This window comes from Ruminococcus sp. AF20-12LB, from assembly GCF_003478985.1.
Classification (GTDB): domain Bacteria; phylum Bacillota; class Clostridia; order Lachnospirales; family Lachnospiraceae; genus Blautia_A.
Genome location: NZ_QUGH01000006.1, coordinates 111,654 through 129,671, shown reverse-complemented (window position 1 = coordinate 129,671; position 18,018 = coordinate 111,654). Strand labels below are relative to the sequence as shown.

Sequence of the window (18,018 nt, the reverse complement as noted above, 5' to 3'; positions counted from 1 at the left end):
GGCTTTAGAACTCATACTAATTAATCTAACGGTATTTGGTCTTCTTTTCAAGGGAATATTTTCCTGTAAATGATGAAAATTTTATGGTTGACAGAAAACGTATGGAGCGCTATGATGAACTCAAACGGAAACGTTTCGGTTTCTGGACCAAATGAGGAAATAATACAAAACAAACACAATGATTCCAAGGAGGAGAAGATTATGCCACTGGTTACATCGAAGGAAATGCTGTTAAAGGCACAGAAGGGCGGATATGCAGTAGGAGCATTCAACGCAGAGAATATGGAGATGGTGAAGGCGATCATCCAGGCAGCTGAGGAACTGAAAGCACCGGTTATGATCCAGACAACACCTTCTACTGTTAAATATGGTACGGTTGAGACTTACGCTGCGATCGTAGCAGCAGAGGCAGCCAAGGCTTCCGTTCCGGTATGCCTTCATCTTGACCACGGCAGCAGTTTTGCGCTTGCGATGCAGGCAATGCATGCAGGTTATACCTCTGTGATGATCGATGGTTCCAAGCTGGATTTTGAGGATAATATCAGAGAGACCAGGAGAGTTGCGGATGTGGCAGCAGCCCTGGATATCCCATGTGAGGCTGAGCTCGGTAAGGTCGGTGGTAAAGAGGATGATCTTGAGGCTGAGGCAGACACTAACACCGACCCGCAGGAGGCGAAGGAATTCGTGGAGCGTACAGGTGTTACTTCCCTGGCAGTTGCCATCGGAACCGCACATGGTTTTTACGTGGGAACACCGGTTCTTGACAAGGAACGCTTAAGCGAGATCCGCAAAGTCGTAGATATCCCCCTTGTTCTTCACGGGGCATCCGGACTCAGTGATGAGGATGTCAGAGACTGTGTAAAACGTGGTATCTGCAAGGTTAACTTTGCAACAGAGCTTCGTGCCGCATATTCCAGGGCGGTGAAGGAGACCTTTGCAGAGAATGAGAATACCATCGATCCGAAGGCATACGGAAAGAAAGCGATCCAGGCAGTGAAGGAGCTGGTTGAGGCGCGTATGAAGGTTTGCGGCTGTGATGGAAAGGCAGAATGATCTTCTGTAAAAAAACAGAAACGGAGTGATCAGTATGGCAGCAACCATGAAAGATATTGCCAGGCGGACGGGACTTGGGCTCGCAACGATTTCTTCTTATTTCAATGGCGGAAACGTAAGAGAAAAAAACAGAATAAAGATCGAGGAGGCCATTCGGGAGCTGCATTATGAGGTCAATGAGGTGGCCAGAGGGCTTAAGACCAATGCTACCAAAACCATCGGTGTGGTGATTCCGGAGCTTAACAATACCTTTTGTGCGGAGATCATCACAGGGATGGAGGATGTCTTAAGAAGTCACGGATATGCGACCATTGTCTGTGACTGCCGTACCGATAAGAGGCTGGAGCGGGATGCAGTGGAGTTTTTAAGCCGTAAGCGTGTGGACGGGATCATCAGCATGCCGGTGGATGCTGAAGGCAATCATCTGAAAAAATTCCAGAAAACCGGAAAGCCCATCGTACTCATTGACCGCAGGATCAGGGAGCTTTCCTGTGACAGTGTTCTTGTAGACAACGAGAAGGCGGCTGAGGACGCAATGAGAGTTTTTTTTCAGGCAGGACACCGTAAGATCGGGATCATTGGCGGACCGGAGGAAATTTCCACAGCCCAGGAACGTCTCCAGGGGTACCGTAATGCATACGAAAAAGAAAATATACCGGTACGGGAATCTCTGATCTATCACGGTGATTATACCATTCAGGGTGGTGTGCAGGGAATCGAGAAGCTTGTTGCGGACAATCCGGATATGACGGCTGTGTTTGTTACCAACTATGAGATGACTATGGGGGCGGTGATCGGGATGAATGAGCTGGGTCTTAAGATCCCGGAACAGCTGTCTGTGATCGGCTTTGACAATCTGCAGTTTGCCAGAGCATGTAATCCCAAGCTTACCATTGTGGCACAGCCTACACAGGGGATTGCCGGAGAAGTGGCGGGAATCATGCTGAAACGACTGGAAGGGGTTGTAAGTGAAGAAACAGAACCGATCACGGAGAAGCTTGGCGCAGAGATCATCATGGGAAAATCCGTCCGTGTGCCGGACGAGAAGGAGAATCTATAATGAAACCATATTTATTAGGTATTGATATCGGCACCAGTGCCTGTAAGGTTGCGGTTTTTGAAAAATCGGGAACGGTTGTGGCTGCGGCCAACGGCGATTATCCGGTTTACTATCCGAAGGAGGGCTGGGCAGAACAGGATCCGGAAGAATGGTGGAGTGCTGTCTGTCAGGCGGTAAAGAAGGCCATCCAAAAAGCGGGGATAGCACCTGAGGAGATCGCAGGTATCGGTATTGATGGACAGAGCTGGTCAGCCATTGCCATGGATAAGGACGGAAATGTACTGACAAACACTCCGATCTGGATGGATACCAGAGCACAGTCTATCTGTGACAGACTGAATGAAGAGATCGGGGCAGAGCAGATTTTTGAAGTATCTGGTAATTCCCTTCAGCCGTCCTACACAACTGCAAAGATCCTCTGGTATAAAGAAAATCTCCCGGAGGTGTACCAAAAGATCCACAAGATCCTGCAGTCCAACAGCTACATTGCATATAAGCTGACAGGTGTGATGAGCCAGGATGTTTCCCAGGGCTATGGCCTGCATTGCTTTGACATGAGAAAGGCAGCCTGGGATGAGGATATGTGCAGAAAGCTTGGGATTCCCATGGAATTTCTTCCTGAGATCTGTGCCTGTGATCATGTTGTGGGAACTGTTACAGAGAAGGCGGCGGAGGAATCCGGCCTTGCTGTGGGAATACCGGTTGTTGCCGGTGGTCTGGATGCGGCATGCGGAACACTGGGGGCCGGAGTGATCCATCCGGGTGAGACACAGGAGCAAGGCGGACAGGCCGGCGGAATGAGCATCTGCATGGATGAGTACAAGGCAGATCCCAGACTGATCCTTGGCTATCACGTGGTTCCGGGACAGTGGCTCCTTCAGGGAGGAACCACCGGAGGTGGTGGTGTCATGCGCTGGTTTGAACGTGAGTTTGCAGAGTATGAGCGTTCTGTAGCAGGGGAAAAAGGCTCTTCTCTGAACCAGCTCAATGAGATAGCGGAAAGAATCGCGCCAGGCAGTGACGGAGTGGTATTTCTTCCATATATGTCCGGTGAGCGTTCTCCAATCTGGAATCCCAATGCAAAGGGCGTATTCTACGGACTGGACTTTTCCAAGACCAAGGGCCATATGGTACGTGCCTGTATGGAAGGCGTAGCACTTTCTCTGAAACACAACCTTGAGGTGGCAAAGGAAGCAGGAGCAGATGTGGAAGTTCTCCGTGCAATGGGAGGCTCTGCAAATTCTCTTCTCTGGACACAGATCAAATCCGATATCACAGGAAAACCTATCGTAGTGCCGTCCTCTGATACGGCAACAACACTTGGTGCAGCCATTCTGGCAGGTGTTGGCGTTGGAATGTATCAGGACTATGATGAGGCTATCCGTCTTACGGTAAAGGAAACAAGAAGACATGAACCGAACCCGGAAAACCGGGATGTTTATGAGAAAACCTATAAAACCTATTTAAATCTCTATAAATCTCTTGAACCTATGATGAGAAATGAGGAGGAAAAGTGATCATGAAAGCAGCAGTAGTAGTAGCAAATGAGGATGTTCAGTATCAGGAAGTGGAAGAACCCCAGGTAACACCGGGCCATGTGAAGATCAAGGTAAGATATTCCGGAATCTGCGGATCTGATATCCCGCGTGTATTAAATCACGGCGTACATTTTTATCCCATCGTGCTGGGACATGAATTTTCCGGTGATGTAGTGGAAGTGGGAGAAGGCGTTACCAAGGTGAAGGTCGGTGACCGTGTATCCGGTGCGCCACTTCTTCCCTGTATGAAATGTGACGACTGCCAGAAGGGTAATTTTTCTCTCTGCAAGCATTACAGCTTCATCGGTTCCAGAGAACAGGGAGCAAACGCAGATTATGTAGTGGTTCCTGAGCAGAATGCAGTACCATTCGCAGACAATGTACCATATGAGCAGGGAGCCATGTTTGAGCCTGCAACCGTAGCTATCCACGGTGTATTCCAGAATGATTACCACGGCGGTGAGTATGTGGCGATCCTTGGTGGCGGTACGGTTGGTATGTTCACCATGCAGTGGACAAAGATCTTCGGCTCCAAGAAGGTAGTGGTCTTTGATATCAGCGATGAGAGACTTGCGCTTGCAAAGCGTCTCGGCGCAGATGAGATCATCAACACAAAGGAAGATGGATATATGGAAAAAGCCATGGCCATTACAGGTGGAAAGGGCTACGGCTTCGTATTTGAGACAGCCGGACAGGTTCCCACCATGCATATGGCATTTGAGCTTGCAGCAAACAAGGCACATGTATGCTTCATCGGTACGCCGCATGAAAACCTTACCTTCACACCGAAGGAGTGGGAGAACATGAACCGTAAGGAGTTCAAGCTTACCGGTTCCTGGATGTCCTACAGTGCACCATATCCGGGACGTGAGTGGGATCTGACTGCTCATTATTTTGCAACCGGTCAGCTGAAGTTTGACCCGGGCTTCATTTATAAGAAAATCCCGATGAGCCAGGCACAGGAGGCCTTCCAGCTGTTCAAGACACCGGGCCTTGTAAAAGGAAAGATCCTTCTTTCCAATGAGGAAGACTGATATGATCCTGACAGTAACCTTAAACGCTGCCATTGACAAGCGTTATGTAGTGGATGATTTTAAGGTGGGCGAAGTGAACCGGGTGCGTGAATGTACTTATGTTCCCGGCGGAAAGGGACTGAATGTTTCCAAGCCGGCGTCCATTTACGGTGCCGAAGTGGTTGCCACCGGCTTTGTAGGCGGCCACGCAGGCAATTATATAGAAGCTGCCCTGAAACCCTTTGGTATTAAGAGTGCTTTTTACCATGTAGATGCGGAGAGCCGCTCCTGTATCAACATCTGGGATGAGGTGAATCATGTACAGACCGAATTCCTGGAGCCGGGATTCACATTGACAGAGGCAGATTTTGAGGGCTTTGAGAAAAAATTCCGCCAGCTTGTAAAAGATGCTTCTGTTGTGGCGATGTCCGGCAGCGTGCCGAAGGGACTTGACGGAAGTGCCTACCAGCGCCTCGTGAAGATTGTGAAAGACGCCGGAAAACCGGTGATCCTGGATACCAGCGGCAAGCTTCTGGAAGAGGGAATCAAGGCAGCACCGACACTGATCAAGCCTAACATTGATGAGATCCGTATGCTGACAGGCAAGCATTGTGACGATATCAACGATATCATTGAAGCAGCGAAAGCCATCCACGCCGGTGGTGTGGAGATTGTGGCGGTCTCGCTTGGAGCAGATGGTTCCCTGGCAGTCGGAAAGGAAGGGATTTTCCGTGCGGTGGTTCCGAAGATCGATGCGGTAAATACCGTAGGCTGCGGAGATTCCATGATCGCAGGCTTTGCCCTTGGATTAAGTGAGGGACTTTCTCTGGAAGAGACTCTGCGAAGAGCCAGTGCGATCTCAGCAGCGGCAGCCATGCGCGAGGAAACGGGCTTCTTTGTGATGGAGGATATGGAGGCTCTTCTTCCGAAGATCGAGATCAGGCGTTTATAAGATAAGCTTATAATAAGAAAATTTTTATAAAAAAGGAGATGTAAAGATGGCAGAAGTTATCAATCCGGCAATTGTGCCGAAAGTGACACTTCCTTCCGGCGAGCAGGTTCCGTGTGTCGGAATGGGAACCTTCGGTTCCGACCGTGTATCCGCAGAGGATGTATCTGCAGCTGTTGCAGGCGCGATCCGCAGTGGCTACCGTATGTTTGACTGTGCCGCATGCTACGGAAACGAGCATGAGATCGGCCAGGTATTTAAGGACGCTTTTGACGAAGGTGTTGTAAAGCGTAAAGAACTATTTATCATGACAAAGGTATGGAACGACATGCACAGAAGAGTAGAGGAAGCCTGTGATAAGAGCATTAAGGATCTTCAGTGCGATTATGTGGATATGTATTTCATCCACTGGCCATTCCCGAACTATCATGCACCGGGATGTGATGTGGATTCCAGAAATCCGGATTCCAAACCCTTCAGTGTGGAGGAGTTTATGGATACATACCGCCAGTGTGAGGCGTTGGTAGAAAAAGGAAAGATCCGTTATATCGGTATTTCCAATATGACCATTCCGAAGCTTGAGGCAGTTCTTCCGCTCATGAAGATCAAACCTGCAACCTGTGAGCTTGAGCTTCATGTATGCTTCCAGCAGCAGGAGCTTTATGATTATCTGGTAGAGCATAACATCCAGCCGGTAGGCTATATGCCGATCGGTTCTCCACGCAGACCGGAGAGAGATATCTGCCCGGAGGATGTTGCGGATCTGGAGGTTCCGGAGATGCAGGCAATCGCAAAGGCACATGGTGTTCATCCGGCTCTGATCGCTCTGAAGTGGGCACATCAGAGAGGAGAAATCTCCATTCCGTTCTCTGTGCACAACTATGCAAGCAACCTGAAATGTGTCACAGAGGATCCACTTACAGAGGAGGAAATGGCAACCATCGCAACTCTGGAAAAAGGCAACCGTCTTGTAAAAGGGCAGGTATTTCTGTGGCATGGTGCCAAGGACTGGCATGACCTCTGGGATGAGGATGGCGTTATCGTAAAATAATAAAAGTGCTGCAGTAAAATCCCGTGTCCGATATGGCGGACGCGGGATTTGTTTGTATCTACAGCAATCCTCTAAAATAATGCATTTAAGAGGATTGCTATAATTTATACTAAGAAACTCCGTTGTAAATTTTAACCAAACATGTTACCATATAGAAAGAATTAACAGTTATTGTTCACAGAAAGAACAGTAATATTTACCAATGAAAGTGACAGAGACCGGAGAAGAAATCTGTCAGGGGGATGTGCAATAAAAATAACAGAAACTGATCAGAGGGGGACAACAGAAATTATGTATCGTATTTTACTGGTAGATGATGAGATACTTGTTCGAGATGCGATCCGGGAGAATATTGACTGGAAAGCAATGGACTGTGAACTGGTAGGAGACTGTGATAACGGGAAAGCAGCAGCGGAATTTGTGCAGAACCATCCGGTGGATATCGTGCTGACAGATATCCTTATGCCATATATGGATGGTATGGAACTGAGCCGTTTTCTCCATGATAATTATCCGGACATCGTGATCGTAATCTTCAGCGGATTCGGAGAATTCGAGTATGCCAAGAAGGCAATCCAGTATGGTGTCAGTGAATATATGCTGAAGCCGGTGACAGCCATGGAGCTCAGAAATGTTATCGGAAAAATGAAAGAGAAGGTGGACCAGCAAAGAAAAGAAAAAGAGAAGCTGGAACGTCTGACACAGACTTCCGAGAATTATCAGAAAAACGCTATTGTGATCCGTTCCAGAGCGCTGCAGGGCTTTGTGGATAATATCAAGACACGGCAGGAAAGTCTGGAAGAGCTTGCAGCACTGGGAATCGATCTTGAGGCAGCCTGCTATCGTGTGGCTGTTTTTGAGCTGGATCTGTATTCGGACGGTAGTCAGCTTACTGCAGAGAAACGCCAGGAGAGTGCACTGATGTCTTTTGTTCTTTTTAATATCAGTGATGAGATCATCAGCAAGGAAAAAGCAGGAGTGGCATATCAGGACGGAGACAACAAGGTTGGTGCTCTTTTCATGGGAAACCGTACCAGAGAGTTTGAACAGAAGATCATGGAGATCTGCAGGACGATTCAGGATAAGCTGAAGGAACTGATGTCGCTGGATATTTCTATCGGTGTGGGAAGCTGGGCCAGAACTCAGCAGGAGCTTCGTGTATCCCATGAACTTGCTGAGAAAGCTATTGAATATCGTTATCTTCTTGGCGGAAGCCTTCTCATTGATATGGAAGAACAGCCGGCGGAAAAAAATCTTTCCATTAAAGATTATGTAGAGAAGCTGGTAGCTGCTCTGAAAGCGGGTAAAAAGGAAAACGCAGAGCATATTCTGGAACAGATCTCTTCTGAGATCAAGGAAGCGCGTGTGGATAAGAGTCGTGCCTGCGTGTATCTTCAGCAGATCATCCGTGCAGCAGATGAGACCTGTGAGGATATGGTTCCGGACAACAGGCTTTTTTCCAAAAGAGAAGCACTTCTGCAGCAGGTTACGGAGCAGAATTCTTTTGACAGTGCTGTTGAACTGGTCAGGAATCATATCGGAGAAATTTTCCAGACACTTTCCGATGCAAACAGCTCCAGCGGACAGCGTCAGGCTAGACTTGCCCTGGATTATATCCAGAAGAATTATATGGATCCGGATTTAAGCCTGAACAGTATCTGTTCTTATCTGAATATCAGCACAAGCTATTTCAGTACGATCTTTAAGGAGCTTACGGGAGAGACTTTTACAGAGGTTCTGATCCGTACCCGCATGGAGAAGGCGAAGGAACTTCTGGAGAATACAACTATGAAGAATTATGAAATTGCCGAGAAAGTCGGATTTGCAGATCCTCATTATTTTGGGATCTCCTTCAAAAAAATGACAGGCTGCACACCGACAGAATATGCAAGGGAGAAACGTAAATGAGAGATATCCGGTTTGCGGCAAAGATCATAGGAAAATTTAAGAGTATCCAGAGTGCGATCTTTGCGGTGGTGACGGTGCTGCTTTTAAGCGCGGTGCTGGTCATAACAGGTGTTTCCATGAGATATACCCGCAATTCTATTTTTGAAAATTCTGCTGTCTACACCCAGAATATCGTGCAGCAGATGAATCAGAATATTGATTCCTATATTGATTACATGGAAAATATAGCTTATATGATCTCCAGTAACGAGGATGTACAGCAATATCTTTTTGGCGACAATGTGGACGATGGAACAAGAGAGCGCCTGCTCAATCAGTTCAAGACTATTCTGGACGGACGAAGTGATATCCGAAATCTTGGGATCATTGGAAGTAATGGACGGAAGCTGATCAACGACGGCAAGCAATCTGTGAATCCGGATCTGAAGCTTTCCACCCAGGAGTGGTATCTGGAAGCTTTACAGAAGCCGGAAGGCCCGCTTCTTACATCTTCTCATGTACAGCACATCATCAGCGGAGAGCGTCCGTGGGTGATCACTTTAAGCAGGGGAATCCGTAATTTTTCCAACAGTGGTGAGAAAGAGGGAGTCTTTTTTATTGATCTGAATTATAGTGCCATCAGTGAACTTTGTGATCAGAATACGATCGGGAAAAAGGGATACGCATTCATTCTGGATGAAAGCGGAAATATAGTATACCATCCCCAACAGCAGCAGCTTTACAATGAATTGCAGACTGAGAATATCGACCTGATCGTGAAATCAAAAGAAGATACGGTGCGTACCGAAAGGGGAAACAGAGGAAAGCTGTATTCTATTTCCAGATCAAATAAAACCGGATGGACCGTTGTGGGCTGTATGAGCGTCAGCGAACTTCTGCGCAAAAGCAATCAGGCACAGAGTATTTATGTGCTTATTTCCGCACTTCTGATGATCGTGGCACTGCTTTTTTCCAGATTTCTTGCAAAGAGTCTTACATATCCTCTTCAGCGTCTCAGAGATTCCATGTCCAGAGTACAGGAAGGGCATTTTGACGGAGCAGATGTGGAAATCGATTCAGAGAATGAGATCGGAAGCCTGACGAAATCTTTCAATGTGATGACACATAGGATACAGGATCTTATGGAGCAGAACGTGAAGGAACAGGAAGCAAAGAGAAAAAGTGAGCTTAAGGCCCTTCAGTCCCAGATCAATCCTCATTTTCTCTACAATACCCTGGATTCGATCATCTGGATGGCAGAGGGCAGAAAGTACGAAGAGGTTGTTCTGATGACAGCATCCCTGGCACGTCTTCTTCGTCAGAGCATCAGTAATGAAGATGAAGTGGTTCCTCTCGCAAGGGAAGTGGAGTATGCCAAGGGTTATCTTACGATCCAGAAGATGCGTTACAAGGACAAGTTGGAATTCGAGATCGATGTAGAACCTTCTATACTAAATATCCCTCTGATCAAGCTGGTTCTCCAGCCGATCATTGAAAATGCCATCTATCATGGACTGAAATATAAAGAGAGTAAGGGACTTTTGCAGGTAAAAGGCTTTATGAAGGATGGAAATGCAGTTCTTCAGGTGATCGACAACGGTGTAGGTATGGATGAGGAAACATTGTCACATATTTATGATAAACATAAGGTGAATTATCATTCCAATGGTGTGGGTGTTTACAATGTACAGAAACGTCTGAAGCTTTATTATGGAGAAAATTACGGGATCACCTATGAAAGTGAAAAAGGTGTCGGAACCACTGCCACGATCACCATTCCGGGAATACAGGAGGAATCAATATGAAAAAACATAGAAAACTCCTGACTTTTGGAGTGGTCATCTGCCTTGTGGCGGGGCTTGTAGCCGGAATATTCTATTATAAACAGGTAGAAGAAGAGAGAAAACTATCGCTGATCTATATTCCGAAGGTTGTGGACGGTACCAACGATTTCTGGACATCACTGATCCAGGGGGCGGAGATGGCTGCAAAGGAATATAATGCAGATATCCGCGTATGGGCACCTGAGGAAGAAAATGATGTGGATGGTCAGAACAAGCTGATCGAAAGGGCAATAGAAGAAAAACCGGATGCGATCCTGATCTCGCCGTCCAGCTTCACTGAATCTGACCAGCTTTTGAAGAAGGCAAAGGAACAGGGAATACATATTGCATTTATTGATTCCTATACACAGGAAGCGGTCCAGGATCTTACCGTTGCGACCGATAATCTGGAAGCAGGGCAGATCCTTGGCAGGTTTGCGAAGGATCTTGTGGGAGCGGATGATCAGATCGCGATCGTTTCACATGTAAAGGGTGTATCTACGGCAGTTGAAAGAGAAAAAGGTTTCCGGACAGGACTTGGCAGTCTGAAGGATAATATCGTGGATGTGGTATACTGTGATTCTCAGTATGACAAGTCCTATGAGCTTACAAAAGAGCTGATGAAAAAATATCCGGATCTCAAGATGATCGCGGGGATGAATGAATATTCCTCTGTAGGTGCTGCAAGAGCAGTAAAGGCAGCAAAAGCAGAGAACCGGATCAGGGTGGTGGGAGTAGACAGCTCACAGGAGGCCGTTCAGCTGATGGAACACGGAATCTTCCAGGGAATCGTTGTACAGAAGGCATTTAAAATGGGGTATGTGGGTGTTCGGGAAACAGTTAAGATGCTGCGTGGAGAAAACTATAAAAAGAATATTAATTCCGGGTGCCAGCTGGTAACTCCTGACAATATGTATACCAGTGAGATCGAAAAACTGCTTTTCCCGTTTAATACGTTAAAAACATATGGTAATCTTACACCGTAAATAGTCATAAATGCACAAAGAAAAGGGTTAAATATTTACAGTACAGTAAATATTTAACCTTTTTTTGAAAGATATTCTATTACAATTATTGATTTTTGACGGTATGATAATAACCAAGAAAACACAAGATACGTGCAAAACGTGAGGAGGGTAAAAATTGGAAAAGTTAAAACAAAATCCAATCGTTAAGAAGCTCGGATTGAACAGAATACTTCTTGTCTGTGTTCTGATTCTTATGTTCCTGGTTTTTAAAGTAGTTCTTGGAAACAAGTTTCCGGCTGTTGACAGTATCAAGTCTACTTTGAACTATGTGTACTTCCTGGGCTTTTTGTCACTTGGCGTTACATTCGTAATCGCTACAGGAGGAATTGATTTCTCCATCGGACCTGTAATGTTCTGCTGTGCACTGGTATCCGGTTACTGCATGACATCCTACAAGGTTCCATGTGCAGTTGCCATGATCCTTTGCATTCTGATCGGTCTCTGCTTTGGTATTTTCAATGGCTGGATGGTTTCTTACATGTCAGTACCGCCATTCATTATTTCCATGGCATCCATGAATATTGCAAAAGGTATTGCTTCGGTATTCACAAAAACACAGTCCGTAAGCTGGCCGGCAGCCAGTGAGGCAAACGGCTGGTTCCGTAATATCGTTTCCGCAAACGGCTTCCCTGTAGGAATTGTTATTTTCCTGGGAATGGCAGTTATCTGCGGTATCGTTCTTTACAACACAAAACCAGGACGTTACATCCTCTGCCTTGGATCTAACAAAGAGGCTGTCCGTCTTTCCGGTGTCAACACAAAAAAATGGGAAATGCTTGCTTATATGATCTGCGGATTCCTGGTAGGTATTGCAGCACTCTTCTTTGTAGCTACATACACAACTGTTCAGCCAGGTTATGGCGATCAGTACAACAATGAGGCTATTGCAGGCTGCGTTATGGGTGGTACATCCATGGTTGGTGGACTTGCTTCCATCGGCGGTACTGTAATCGGCGTATTTATCATCTCTCTTCTTCAGCAGGGCATTATGGCATTTGGCCTTGGTAAAGGACAGCAGATGATCATCACAGGTATCATCGTTATCGTTGCAGTTTATATCGACGTTTCTGCAAGACGCAGAAAGAACTGATCTTAGAGGGAGGATGCGACAATGGGTGAAGTTATTTTAACTATGAAGGACATTGATAAGTCCTTTCCTGGAGTTCATGCTCTGGATCACGTTAATTTCGAAGTAAAACGCGGCGAAGTACATGCACTTATGGGAGAAAATGGTGCCGGTAAATCAACACTGATGAAGGTTCTTACCGGTATTTATCAGAAGGATTCAGGTTCCATTGTTTACAAAGGACAGGAAACAGAATTCCACAATACACGTGAGGCACAGGATGCCGGCGTTGTAATCGTACATCAGGAGCTGAACATGGTAGGTGATCTTACCGTTGCTCAGAACATCTTCATCGGACGTGAGCCGAAAAAAGGTTTTACCATCGATGATAAGAAAATGATCGAGGATTCCAAAAAGCTTTTCCAGGATCTGAACATTGAGATCAATCCGAAGGAAAAGATGAAAAACCTGACAGTCGGAAAACAGCAGATGTGTGAGATCGCAAAAGCTATCTCTCATAAAGCTGAGGTTATCATCTTCGATGAGCCTTCCGCAGCGCTTACCGAGAAGGAAATCGCAGATCTGTTTGAGATCATCCGTGACCTTCGTAAGAAAAATCTCGGTATCGTGTATATCTCACATCGTATGGATGAGATCAAAACGATCACAGACCGTGTAACAGTCATGCGAGATGGTGGTTATGTAGGAACCCTCATCACAAAAGACAGCACAAAAGAAGATATCATCAACATGATGGTTGGTCGTGTTATTTATGAGGATCCGAAGCAGGAGAGTGCAGTTCCGGCAGATGCACCGGTAGTTCTTAAGGTTGAGCACCTGAATGCAGGCAAGATGGTTCAGGATGTAAGCTTTGAGCTGAGAAAAGGTGAAATCCTTGGTTTCTCAGGACTGATGGGCGCCGGACGTACTGAGACAGCCAGAGCACTGTTCGGAGCAGACCCGAAACAGAGTGGTAAGATCTCTGTTATGGGTAAAGACGGACAGCTTCACGAGGTAACCATCAACAGCCCGCAGGATGCTGTTAAATACGGTATCGGTTATCTGTCAGAGGACAGAAGAAGATATGGCTGTGTTGTACAGAAATCTGTAACAGAAAATACTACACTGGCAACCATGGAAGAGTTTACCAATGGTATTTTTATCAACAAGGCAAAAGAGAAACAGGTTGCAGAGAAATATGTAAATGAGCTTGCAACAAAGACACCGACCACCGACCAGCTGGTAGTAAACCTTTCCGGTGGTAACCAGCAGAAGGTTGTTATTGCTAAATGGCTGACACGAGACAGCGATATCCTTATTTTCGATGAGCCGACAAGAGGTATCGATGTTGGTGCCAAGAACGAAATCTACAAATTAATGAACAGACTGGCAGCAGAAGGCAAATCCATTATCATGATTTCTTCTGAGATGACGGAAGTTCTCCGAATGAGTGACCGTATCATCATCATGTGTGAGGGTAAAGTTACCGGATGTATTGATATCTCCGAGGCAACCCAGGAAAACATCATGGACAAGGCCACACGGAATATCGATTAAGGAGGAAAGTCATGACTAAGAAGAAAAAAAGTATTTTAAGTGATCAGAGATTTATTGTTTTGCTCGTTATCATTGTCCTGTGTGCAATATTCTCAGGCTTGAGTAAAGAATTCAGACAGTACACCACGATCCTGAGTATGCTGGATTTCTCATATTACGATCTTCTTATGGCGATCGGAGTTACATTCCCGCTTATCACTGGTGGTGTTGACCTGTCAATCGGAACTGGTATGGTAGCATACGCACTGATCGCCGGAACACTGATCAGAAACAATAATTGCCCGGTAGCTCTGGCAATGCTGATCTGTATTGTTCTTGGTATCGCAGTCGGTGCACTGAACGGTGTACTGATCGGTGTTATGAACCTGCCGCCGTTCCTGGCAACACTTTGTACCTGTATGATCACCCGTGGTGCCGGATCTCTCTGCAGTGCGACACCTTGGCCGGGACTTACACAGGATGGTGGATGGTTCCACACAATCTTTAAAGTAACTGTTGGTACAGGAAGAAGTGCTTCCCGTTATCCGCTTGGATTTTTGTGGATGATCATTCTGGTTCTTCTTATGGAGTACATCCTGAACCACACCAAATTTGGTCGTTACACAATTGCAATCGGTTCCAACAAAGAGGCAGCAGCCCTTTCCGGAATCAATACAAAGTTCTATCACGTAATGGTATACGTTGTCTGCGGTCTGTTTACAGGTCTTGCAGCAATCGCATACGCAGCAGTAACACCTACTGTACAGCCTGGTACTGGTGCCGGACTTGAGATGGATGCTATCGGTGGTGTATTCGTTGGTGGTGTAGCAGCTACCGGTGGATATGGTTCCGTGATCGGTACATTCGTTGGTATCTTCGTCATCATGCTTCTGAAAACAGGTCTTCCATATATCGGCCTGCAGGCAAACTGGCAGCAGATCATCACCGGTATCGTTCTGATCGTAGCCGTTCTGATCGATATCCTGAAAGAGAAAAAAGCAGCACACTGATATTAAGAAGTGTGGTATAATAAGTAAGGGTGCTGTTCACAGAGAAATGTGAACAGTATCCGATAATCAAAGATGTGAAACGCCAAGGGGTAGCAATGGCGTATGAACATAAAAAAACTATATAATATATTTTAAGGAGGAAATATTATATGAAAGCAAAAAAGGTTATGGCATTAATGCTCTGTGCAGCAATGGTAACAAGCATGAGTGCAACAGCAGCTTTTGCAGCTGAGGAGAAAGAAGATGCAGCAACAGAGGAGTCCGCAGATTCCACAGCATCTGAGGATCCTACCGCACAGTTTGACGGACTGAAAGCAAACGAAGCTTATGTGTTCCCGATGATGGTTAAATCTTTCCAGTCCACATACTGGGATGCAGCTCAGGAAGGTATGAAAAAAGCATCTAAGGAGCTGGGCGTTGATTATAAACCACAGGGACCGAACAGTGAGTCCGATATCGCTGACCAGGTTAACATGATCAACACAGCTATCGCTTCCAATCCTGTTGGATTAGGACTTGCAGCTTGTGATACATCTTCTGTTACAGATGCACTTAAGACATGTGCAGAAAAAGGAATCCCGGTTGTAACATTCGATACAGGTATCGCTGATGCTCCGGAAGGATCTGTAGTATGCGAGGTTTGTACAGACAACGCACAGGCTGGTGCAGTAGCAGCTGAGAATATGTACAACAGCATTAAAGACGTTGTTAAAGATGCTGAGGGACAGGTTGTAATCGGTGAGGTTAACCAGGATGCAACAGCTCAGAACATCCAGCAGCGTGGTACAGGATTCATCAACAAGATGATCGAGCTTCTTCAGGCTGATGGCAAGACTGTAGCAGTAAGCGGCAACGAGTTCTATGTAAACGCAGCAGAGGGTGCTGACGCAGACGCTAAAGACGCAGACGTTGTTATCCAGGTAGCTGTACCTGCACAGACAACTGTAGAGCTCTGCTCCACAGAGGCACAGGCAATCCTTTCCCAGGAGAACTGTATCGCAGTATTCGGTTCTAACCAGGTTTCCGCAGAGGGTGTTCTTGCAGCAAATGCTAACCTTAACGTTCTTGGTTCTGACCCGGCAAACGGTGATGTAGTTGGTGTTGGTTTCGATGCTGGTTCTATCATCAAAGCAGCTGTTAAAGATGGCACATTCATCGGTGCTGTTACACAGTCTCCTCTTATGATGGGATACTATGCAATCTACGCTCTGACAGCAGCAGCAAACGGCCAGGAGCTTCAGGATGTTCCTACAGACGGTTACTGGTATGATGCAACAAATATGGAAGACGAGGATATCGCTCCTAACCTTTATGACTAATCAAATCATATAATTGATAAGATCGTGAAGTTATAATGAACGCGGATTGCGTTCGGACGTATGAAATAAGAGATCCGCTGGCTGATTCAGTCAGCGGATTTTTTAAACAAATAATGTAGTAGTTCATAAATAATCGCTGTATTATTGGCAAATAAAGACACTTTTTTTGACAAAAGAGGTTCTTATCACCGGAAGGATCCTGATGTATGATAAATACAACATCAGATATGAAAGTGATCAGAAGCTTACATATTGAGGAGGATTTAAAAATGGCAACATATTATTTAGCAGTAGATATCGGAGCATCCAGTGGACGTCACATTCTGGGACATATGGAAAACGGAAAAATGATCCTGGAAGAAATCTATCGTTTTGAGAACGGCATGGTTAAGAAGGATGGAGAGCTCTGCTGGGAGTTTGACCGCCTTTTCACCGAGATCGTAAATGGTCTTAAGAAATGTAAAGAGATCGGCAAGATCCCGGTAAGCATGGGTGTTGATACCTGGGGTGTTGACTTCGTACTTCTTGACAAGGATGACAAGGTTCTTGGCAACACGGTAGGCTACCGTGATCATCGTACAGAGGGAATGGACGAGGAAGTTTATAAGACAATTTCCCTGAAGGATCTGTATGCAAGAACCGGTATCCAGAAAGCGATCTACAATACAGTATATCAGCTGATGGCAGTGAAGAAGAAACATCCTGAGTATCTGGAGCAGGCTGAGACACTTCTTCATGTACCGGACTACTTCCATTTTCTTCTTACAGGCGAAAAAACTTGTGAGTACACAGAGGCAACCACAGGACAGCTTGTATGCCCGACAACCAAGGACTGGGATTATGAGCTGATCGATATGCTGGGATATCCAAGAAAGATATTCCAGAAGCTGATCATGCCTAGCACAAGCATCGGACATTTAACAGACGCAGTGAAGGAAGCAGTTGGCTTTGATCTTGAGGTTGTAGCACCGGCCACACATGATACAGGGTCTGCAGTTCTGGCTGTGCCTGCAAATGATGACGATTTCATTTATATCAGCTCCGGCACATGGTCTCTGATGGGAATTGAGAGAAAAGAAGCAGACTGCTCTGAGAAGAGTTGTGAGATGAACTTCACAAATGAGGGTGGATATGCGGGACGTTTCCGTTATCTGAAGAACATCATGGGTCTTTGGATGATCCAGTCTGTACGTCACGAGTTTGATGACGCATACAGCTTCGCACAGATCTGTGAGATGGCTGAGGAGGCTAAGGATTTCCCATCAAGAGTAAACGCAAACGACGAGTGCTTCCTTTCTCCTGAGAACATGACAAAAGAGGTTCAGGATTATTGCCGCAGAACAGGACAGCAGGTTCCGGAAACTCTTGGAGAGATCGCAACAGTTATCTACACAAGTCTTGCAGATTGCTACGCTAAGATCGCAAAGGAGATCGAGGAGATGACAGGAAGAACCTACAGCCGTATCCATATCGTAGGCGGTGGTTCCAATGCAGGATACTTAAATGAGCTGACTGCAAAAGCTACAAAGAAGGAAATCCATGCAGGTCCTGGAGAGGCTACTGCAATCGGTAATATCACAGCACAGATGCTGAAGGCCGAGGAGTTCAAAACTATCGAGGAGGCTCGTACAACCATCCATGAGTCCTTCGGTATCAAAGTATACAAAGCATAAATAATTGGAGGT

Annotated in this window: 14 protein-coding genes; all 14 read left to right on the top strand. The window is 46.1% G+C overall.

The genetic code is table 11. The features are described 5' to 3' along the window. Positions 1–201 precede the first annotated feature (201 nt). The 14 genes from DWX61_RS09695 (at position 202) to rhaB (ending at position 18,006) form a co-directional block, all read left to right on the top strand. Entirely contained in the window at positions 202–1,053 is an 852-nt protein-coding gene (locus tag DWX61_RS09695) for a class II fructose-bisphosphate aldolase (protein WP_118625017.1), read from the top strand. A gap of 34 nt (positions 1,054–1,087) precedes the next feature. Next, positions 1,088–2,113: a LacI family DNA-binding transcriptional regulator gene (locus tag DWX61_RS09690; RefSeq protein ID WP_118625015.1), complete on the top strand. Its 1,026-nt coding sequence runs from the start codon at positions 1,088–1,090 to the stop codon at positions 2,111–2,113. Next, complete coding sequence (xylB, locus tag DWX61_RS09685) at positions 2,113–3,630, top strand: xylulokinase (RefSeq protein ID WP_118625013.1); 1,518 nt, start codon at positions 2,113–2,115, stop codon at positions 3,628–3,630. Before DWX61_RS09690 ends, xylB begins: the two co-directional genes overlap by 1 nt. A gap of 2 nt (positions 3,631–3,632) precedes the next feature. After that, positions 3,633–4,685 carry a galactitol-1-phosphate 5-dehydrogenase gene (locus DWX61_RS09680; RefSeq protein ID WP_118625011.1) on the top strand — a complete coding sequence of 351 codons (1,053 nt, stop codon included), beginning with the start codon at positions 3,633–3,635 and terminating at the stop codon, positions 4,683–4,685. Position 4,686: 1 nt separating this feature from the next. Beyond that, positions 4,687–5,616, top strand: a complete 930-nt coding sequence (gene pfkB, locus DWX61_RS09675) for a 1-phosphofructokinase (protein WP_110102883.1) — start codon at positions 4,687–4,689, stop codon at positions 5,614–5,616. A gap of 46 nt (positions 5,617–5,662) precedes the next feature. Further along, entirely contained in the window at positions 5,663–6,664 is a 1,002-nt protein-coding gene (locus tag DWX61_RS09670) for an aldo/keto reductase (protein ID WP_118625009.1), read from the top strand. 291 nt (positions 6,665–6,955) lie between these two features. Beyond that, positions 6,956–8,572: a response regulator gene (locus DWX61_RS09665; RefSeq protein ID WP_118625007.1), complete on the top strand. Its 1,617-nt coding sequence runs from the start codon at positions 6,956–6,958 to the stop codon at positions 8,570–8,572. Then, on the top strand, positions 8,569–10,356 hold the full coding sequence (locus DWX61_RS09660; RefSeq protein ID WP_110102886.1) for a cache domain-containing sensor histidine kinase: 1,788 nt from the start codon (positions 8,569–8,571) through the stop codon (positions 10,354–10,356). Before DWX61_RS09665 ends, DWX61_RS09660 begins: the two co-directional genes overlap by 4 nt. Then, positions 10,353–11,360, top strand: coding sequence for a substrate-binding domain-containing protein (locus tag DWX61_RS09655; RefSeq protein ID WP_118625005.1), 1,008 nt, complete (start codon positions 10,353–10,355; stop codon positions 11,358–11,360). Before DWX61_RS09660 ends, DWX61_RS09655 begins: the two co-directional genes overlap by 4 nt. A 157-nt stretch (positions 11,361–11,517) precedes the next feature. Next, the gene (locus DWX61_RS09650) at positions 11,518–12,492 is read left to right on the top strand and encodes an ABC transporter permease (protein WP_118625003.1); all 975 of its coding nucleotides are present in this window, start codon (positions 11,518–11,520) and stop codon (positions 12,490–12,492) included. A 21-nt stretch (positions 12,493–12,513) separates the two neighbouring features. Further along, positions 12,514–14,025 (top strand): sugar ABC transporter ATP-binding protein, encoded by a 1,512-nt coding sequence (locus DWX61_RS09645; RefSeq protein ID WP_118512852.1) that lies wholly within the window; start codon positions 12,514–12,516, stop codon positions 14,023–14,025. Between the two features lie 11 nt (positions 14,026–14,036). Continuing rightward, entirely contained in the window at positions 14,037–15,014 is a 978-nt protein-coding gene (locus DWX61_RS09640) for an ABC transporter permease (RefSeq protein ID WP_021977851.1), read from the top strand. 149 nt (positions 15,015–15,163) lie between these two features. Further along, the gene (locus DWX61_RS09635) at positions 15,164–16,333 is read left to right on the top strand and encodes a substrate-binding domain-containing protein (protein ID WP_118625001.1); all 1,170 of its coding nucleotides are present in this window, start codon (positions 15,164–15,166) and stop codon (positions 16,331–16,333) included. Positions 16,334–16,602: 269 nt separating this feature from the next. Next, a complete protein-coding gene (rhaB, locus tag DWX61_RS09630; protein WP_044961882.1) occupies positions 16,603–18,006 on the top strand; it encodes a rhamnulokinase in 1,404 nt (467 codons plus the stop codon). Positions 18,007–18,018: the final 12 nt, after the last annotated feature.

What these genes read in the sequence shown, in the direction of transcription:
- DWX61_RS09695 (WP_118625017.1), top strand. Translation starts at nt 202, where the DNA reads ATGCCACTGGTTACATCGAAGGAAATGCTGTTAAAGGCACAGAAGGGC.
- DWX61_RS09690 (WP_118625015.1), top strand. Translation starts at nt 1,088, where the DNA reads ATGGCAGCAACCATGAAAGATATTGCCAGGCGGACGGGACTTGGGCTC.
- xylB (WP_118625013.1), top strand. Translation starts at nt 2,113, where the DNA reads ATGAAACCATATTTATTAGGTATTGATATCGGCACCAGTGCCTGTAAG.
- DWX61_RS09680 (WP_118625011.1), top strand. Translation starts at nt 3,633, where the DNA reads ATGAAAGCAGCAGTAGTAGTAGCAAATGAGGATGTTCAGTATCAGGAA.
- pfkB (WP_110102883.1), top strand. Translation starts at nt 4,687, where the DNA reads ATGATCCTGACAGTAACCTTAAACGCTGCCATTGACAAGCGTTATGTA.
- DWX61_RS09670 (WP_118625009.1), top strand. Translation starts at nt 5,663, where the DNA reads ATGGCAGAAGTTATCAATCCGGCAATTGTGCCGAAAGTGACACTTCCT.
- DWX61_RS09665 (WP_118625007.1), top strand. Translation starts at nt 6,956, where the DNA reads ATGTATCGTATTTTACTGGTAGATGATGAGATACTTGTTCGAGATGCG.
- DWX61_RS09660 (WP_110102886.1), top strand. Translation starts at nt 8,569, where the DNA reads ATGAGAGATATCCGGTTTGCGGCAAAGATCATAGGAAAATTTAAGAGT.
- DWX61_RS09655 (WP_118625005.1), top strand. Translation starts at nt 10,353, where the DNA reads ATGAAAAAACATAGAAAACTCCTGACTTTTGGAGTGGTCATCTGCCTT.
- DWX61_RS09645 (WP_118512852.1), top strand. Translation starts at nt 12,514, where the DNA reads ATGGGTGAAGTTATTTTAACTATGAAGGACATTGATAAGTCCTTTCCT.
- DWX61_RS09640 (WP_021977851.1), top strand. Translation starts at nt 14,037, where the DNA reads ATGACTAAGAAGAAAAAAAGTATTTTAAGTGATCAGAGATTTATTGTT.
- DWX61_RS09635 (WP_118625001.1), top strand. Translation starts at nt 15,164, where the DNA reads ATGAAAGCAAAAAAGGTTATGGCATTAATGCTCTGTGCAGCAATGGTA.
- rhaB (WP_044961882.1), top strand. Translation starts at nt 16,603, where the DNA reads ATGGCAACATATTATTTAGCAGTAGATATCGGAGCATCCAGTGGACGT.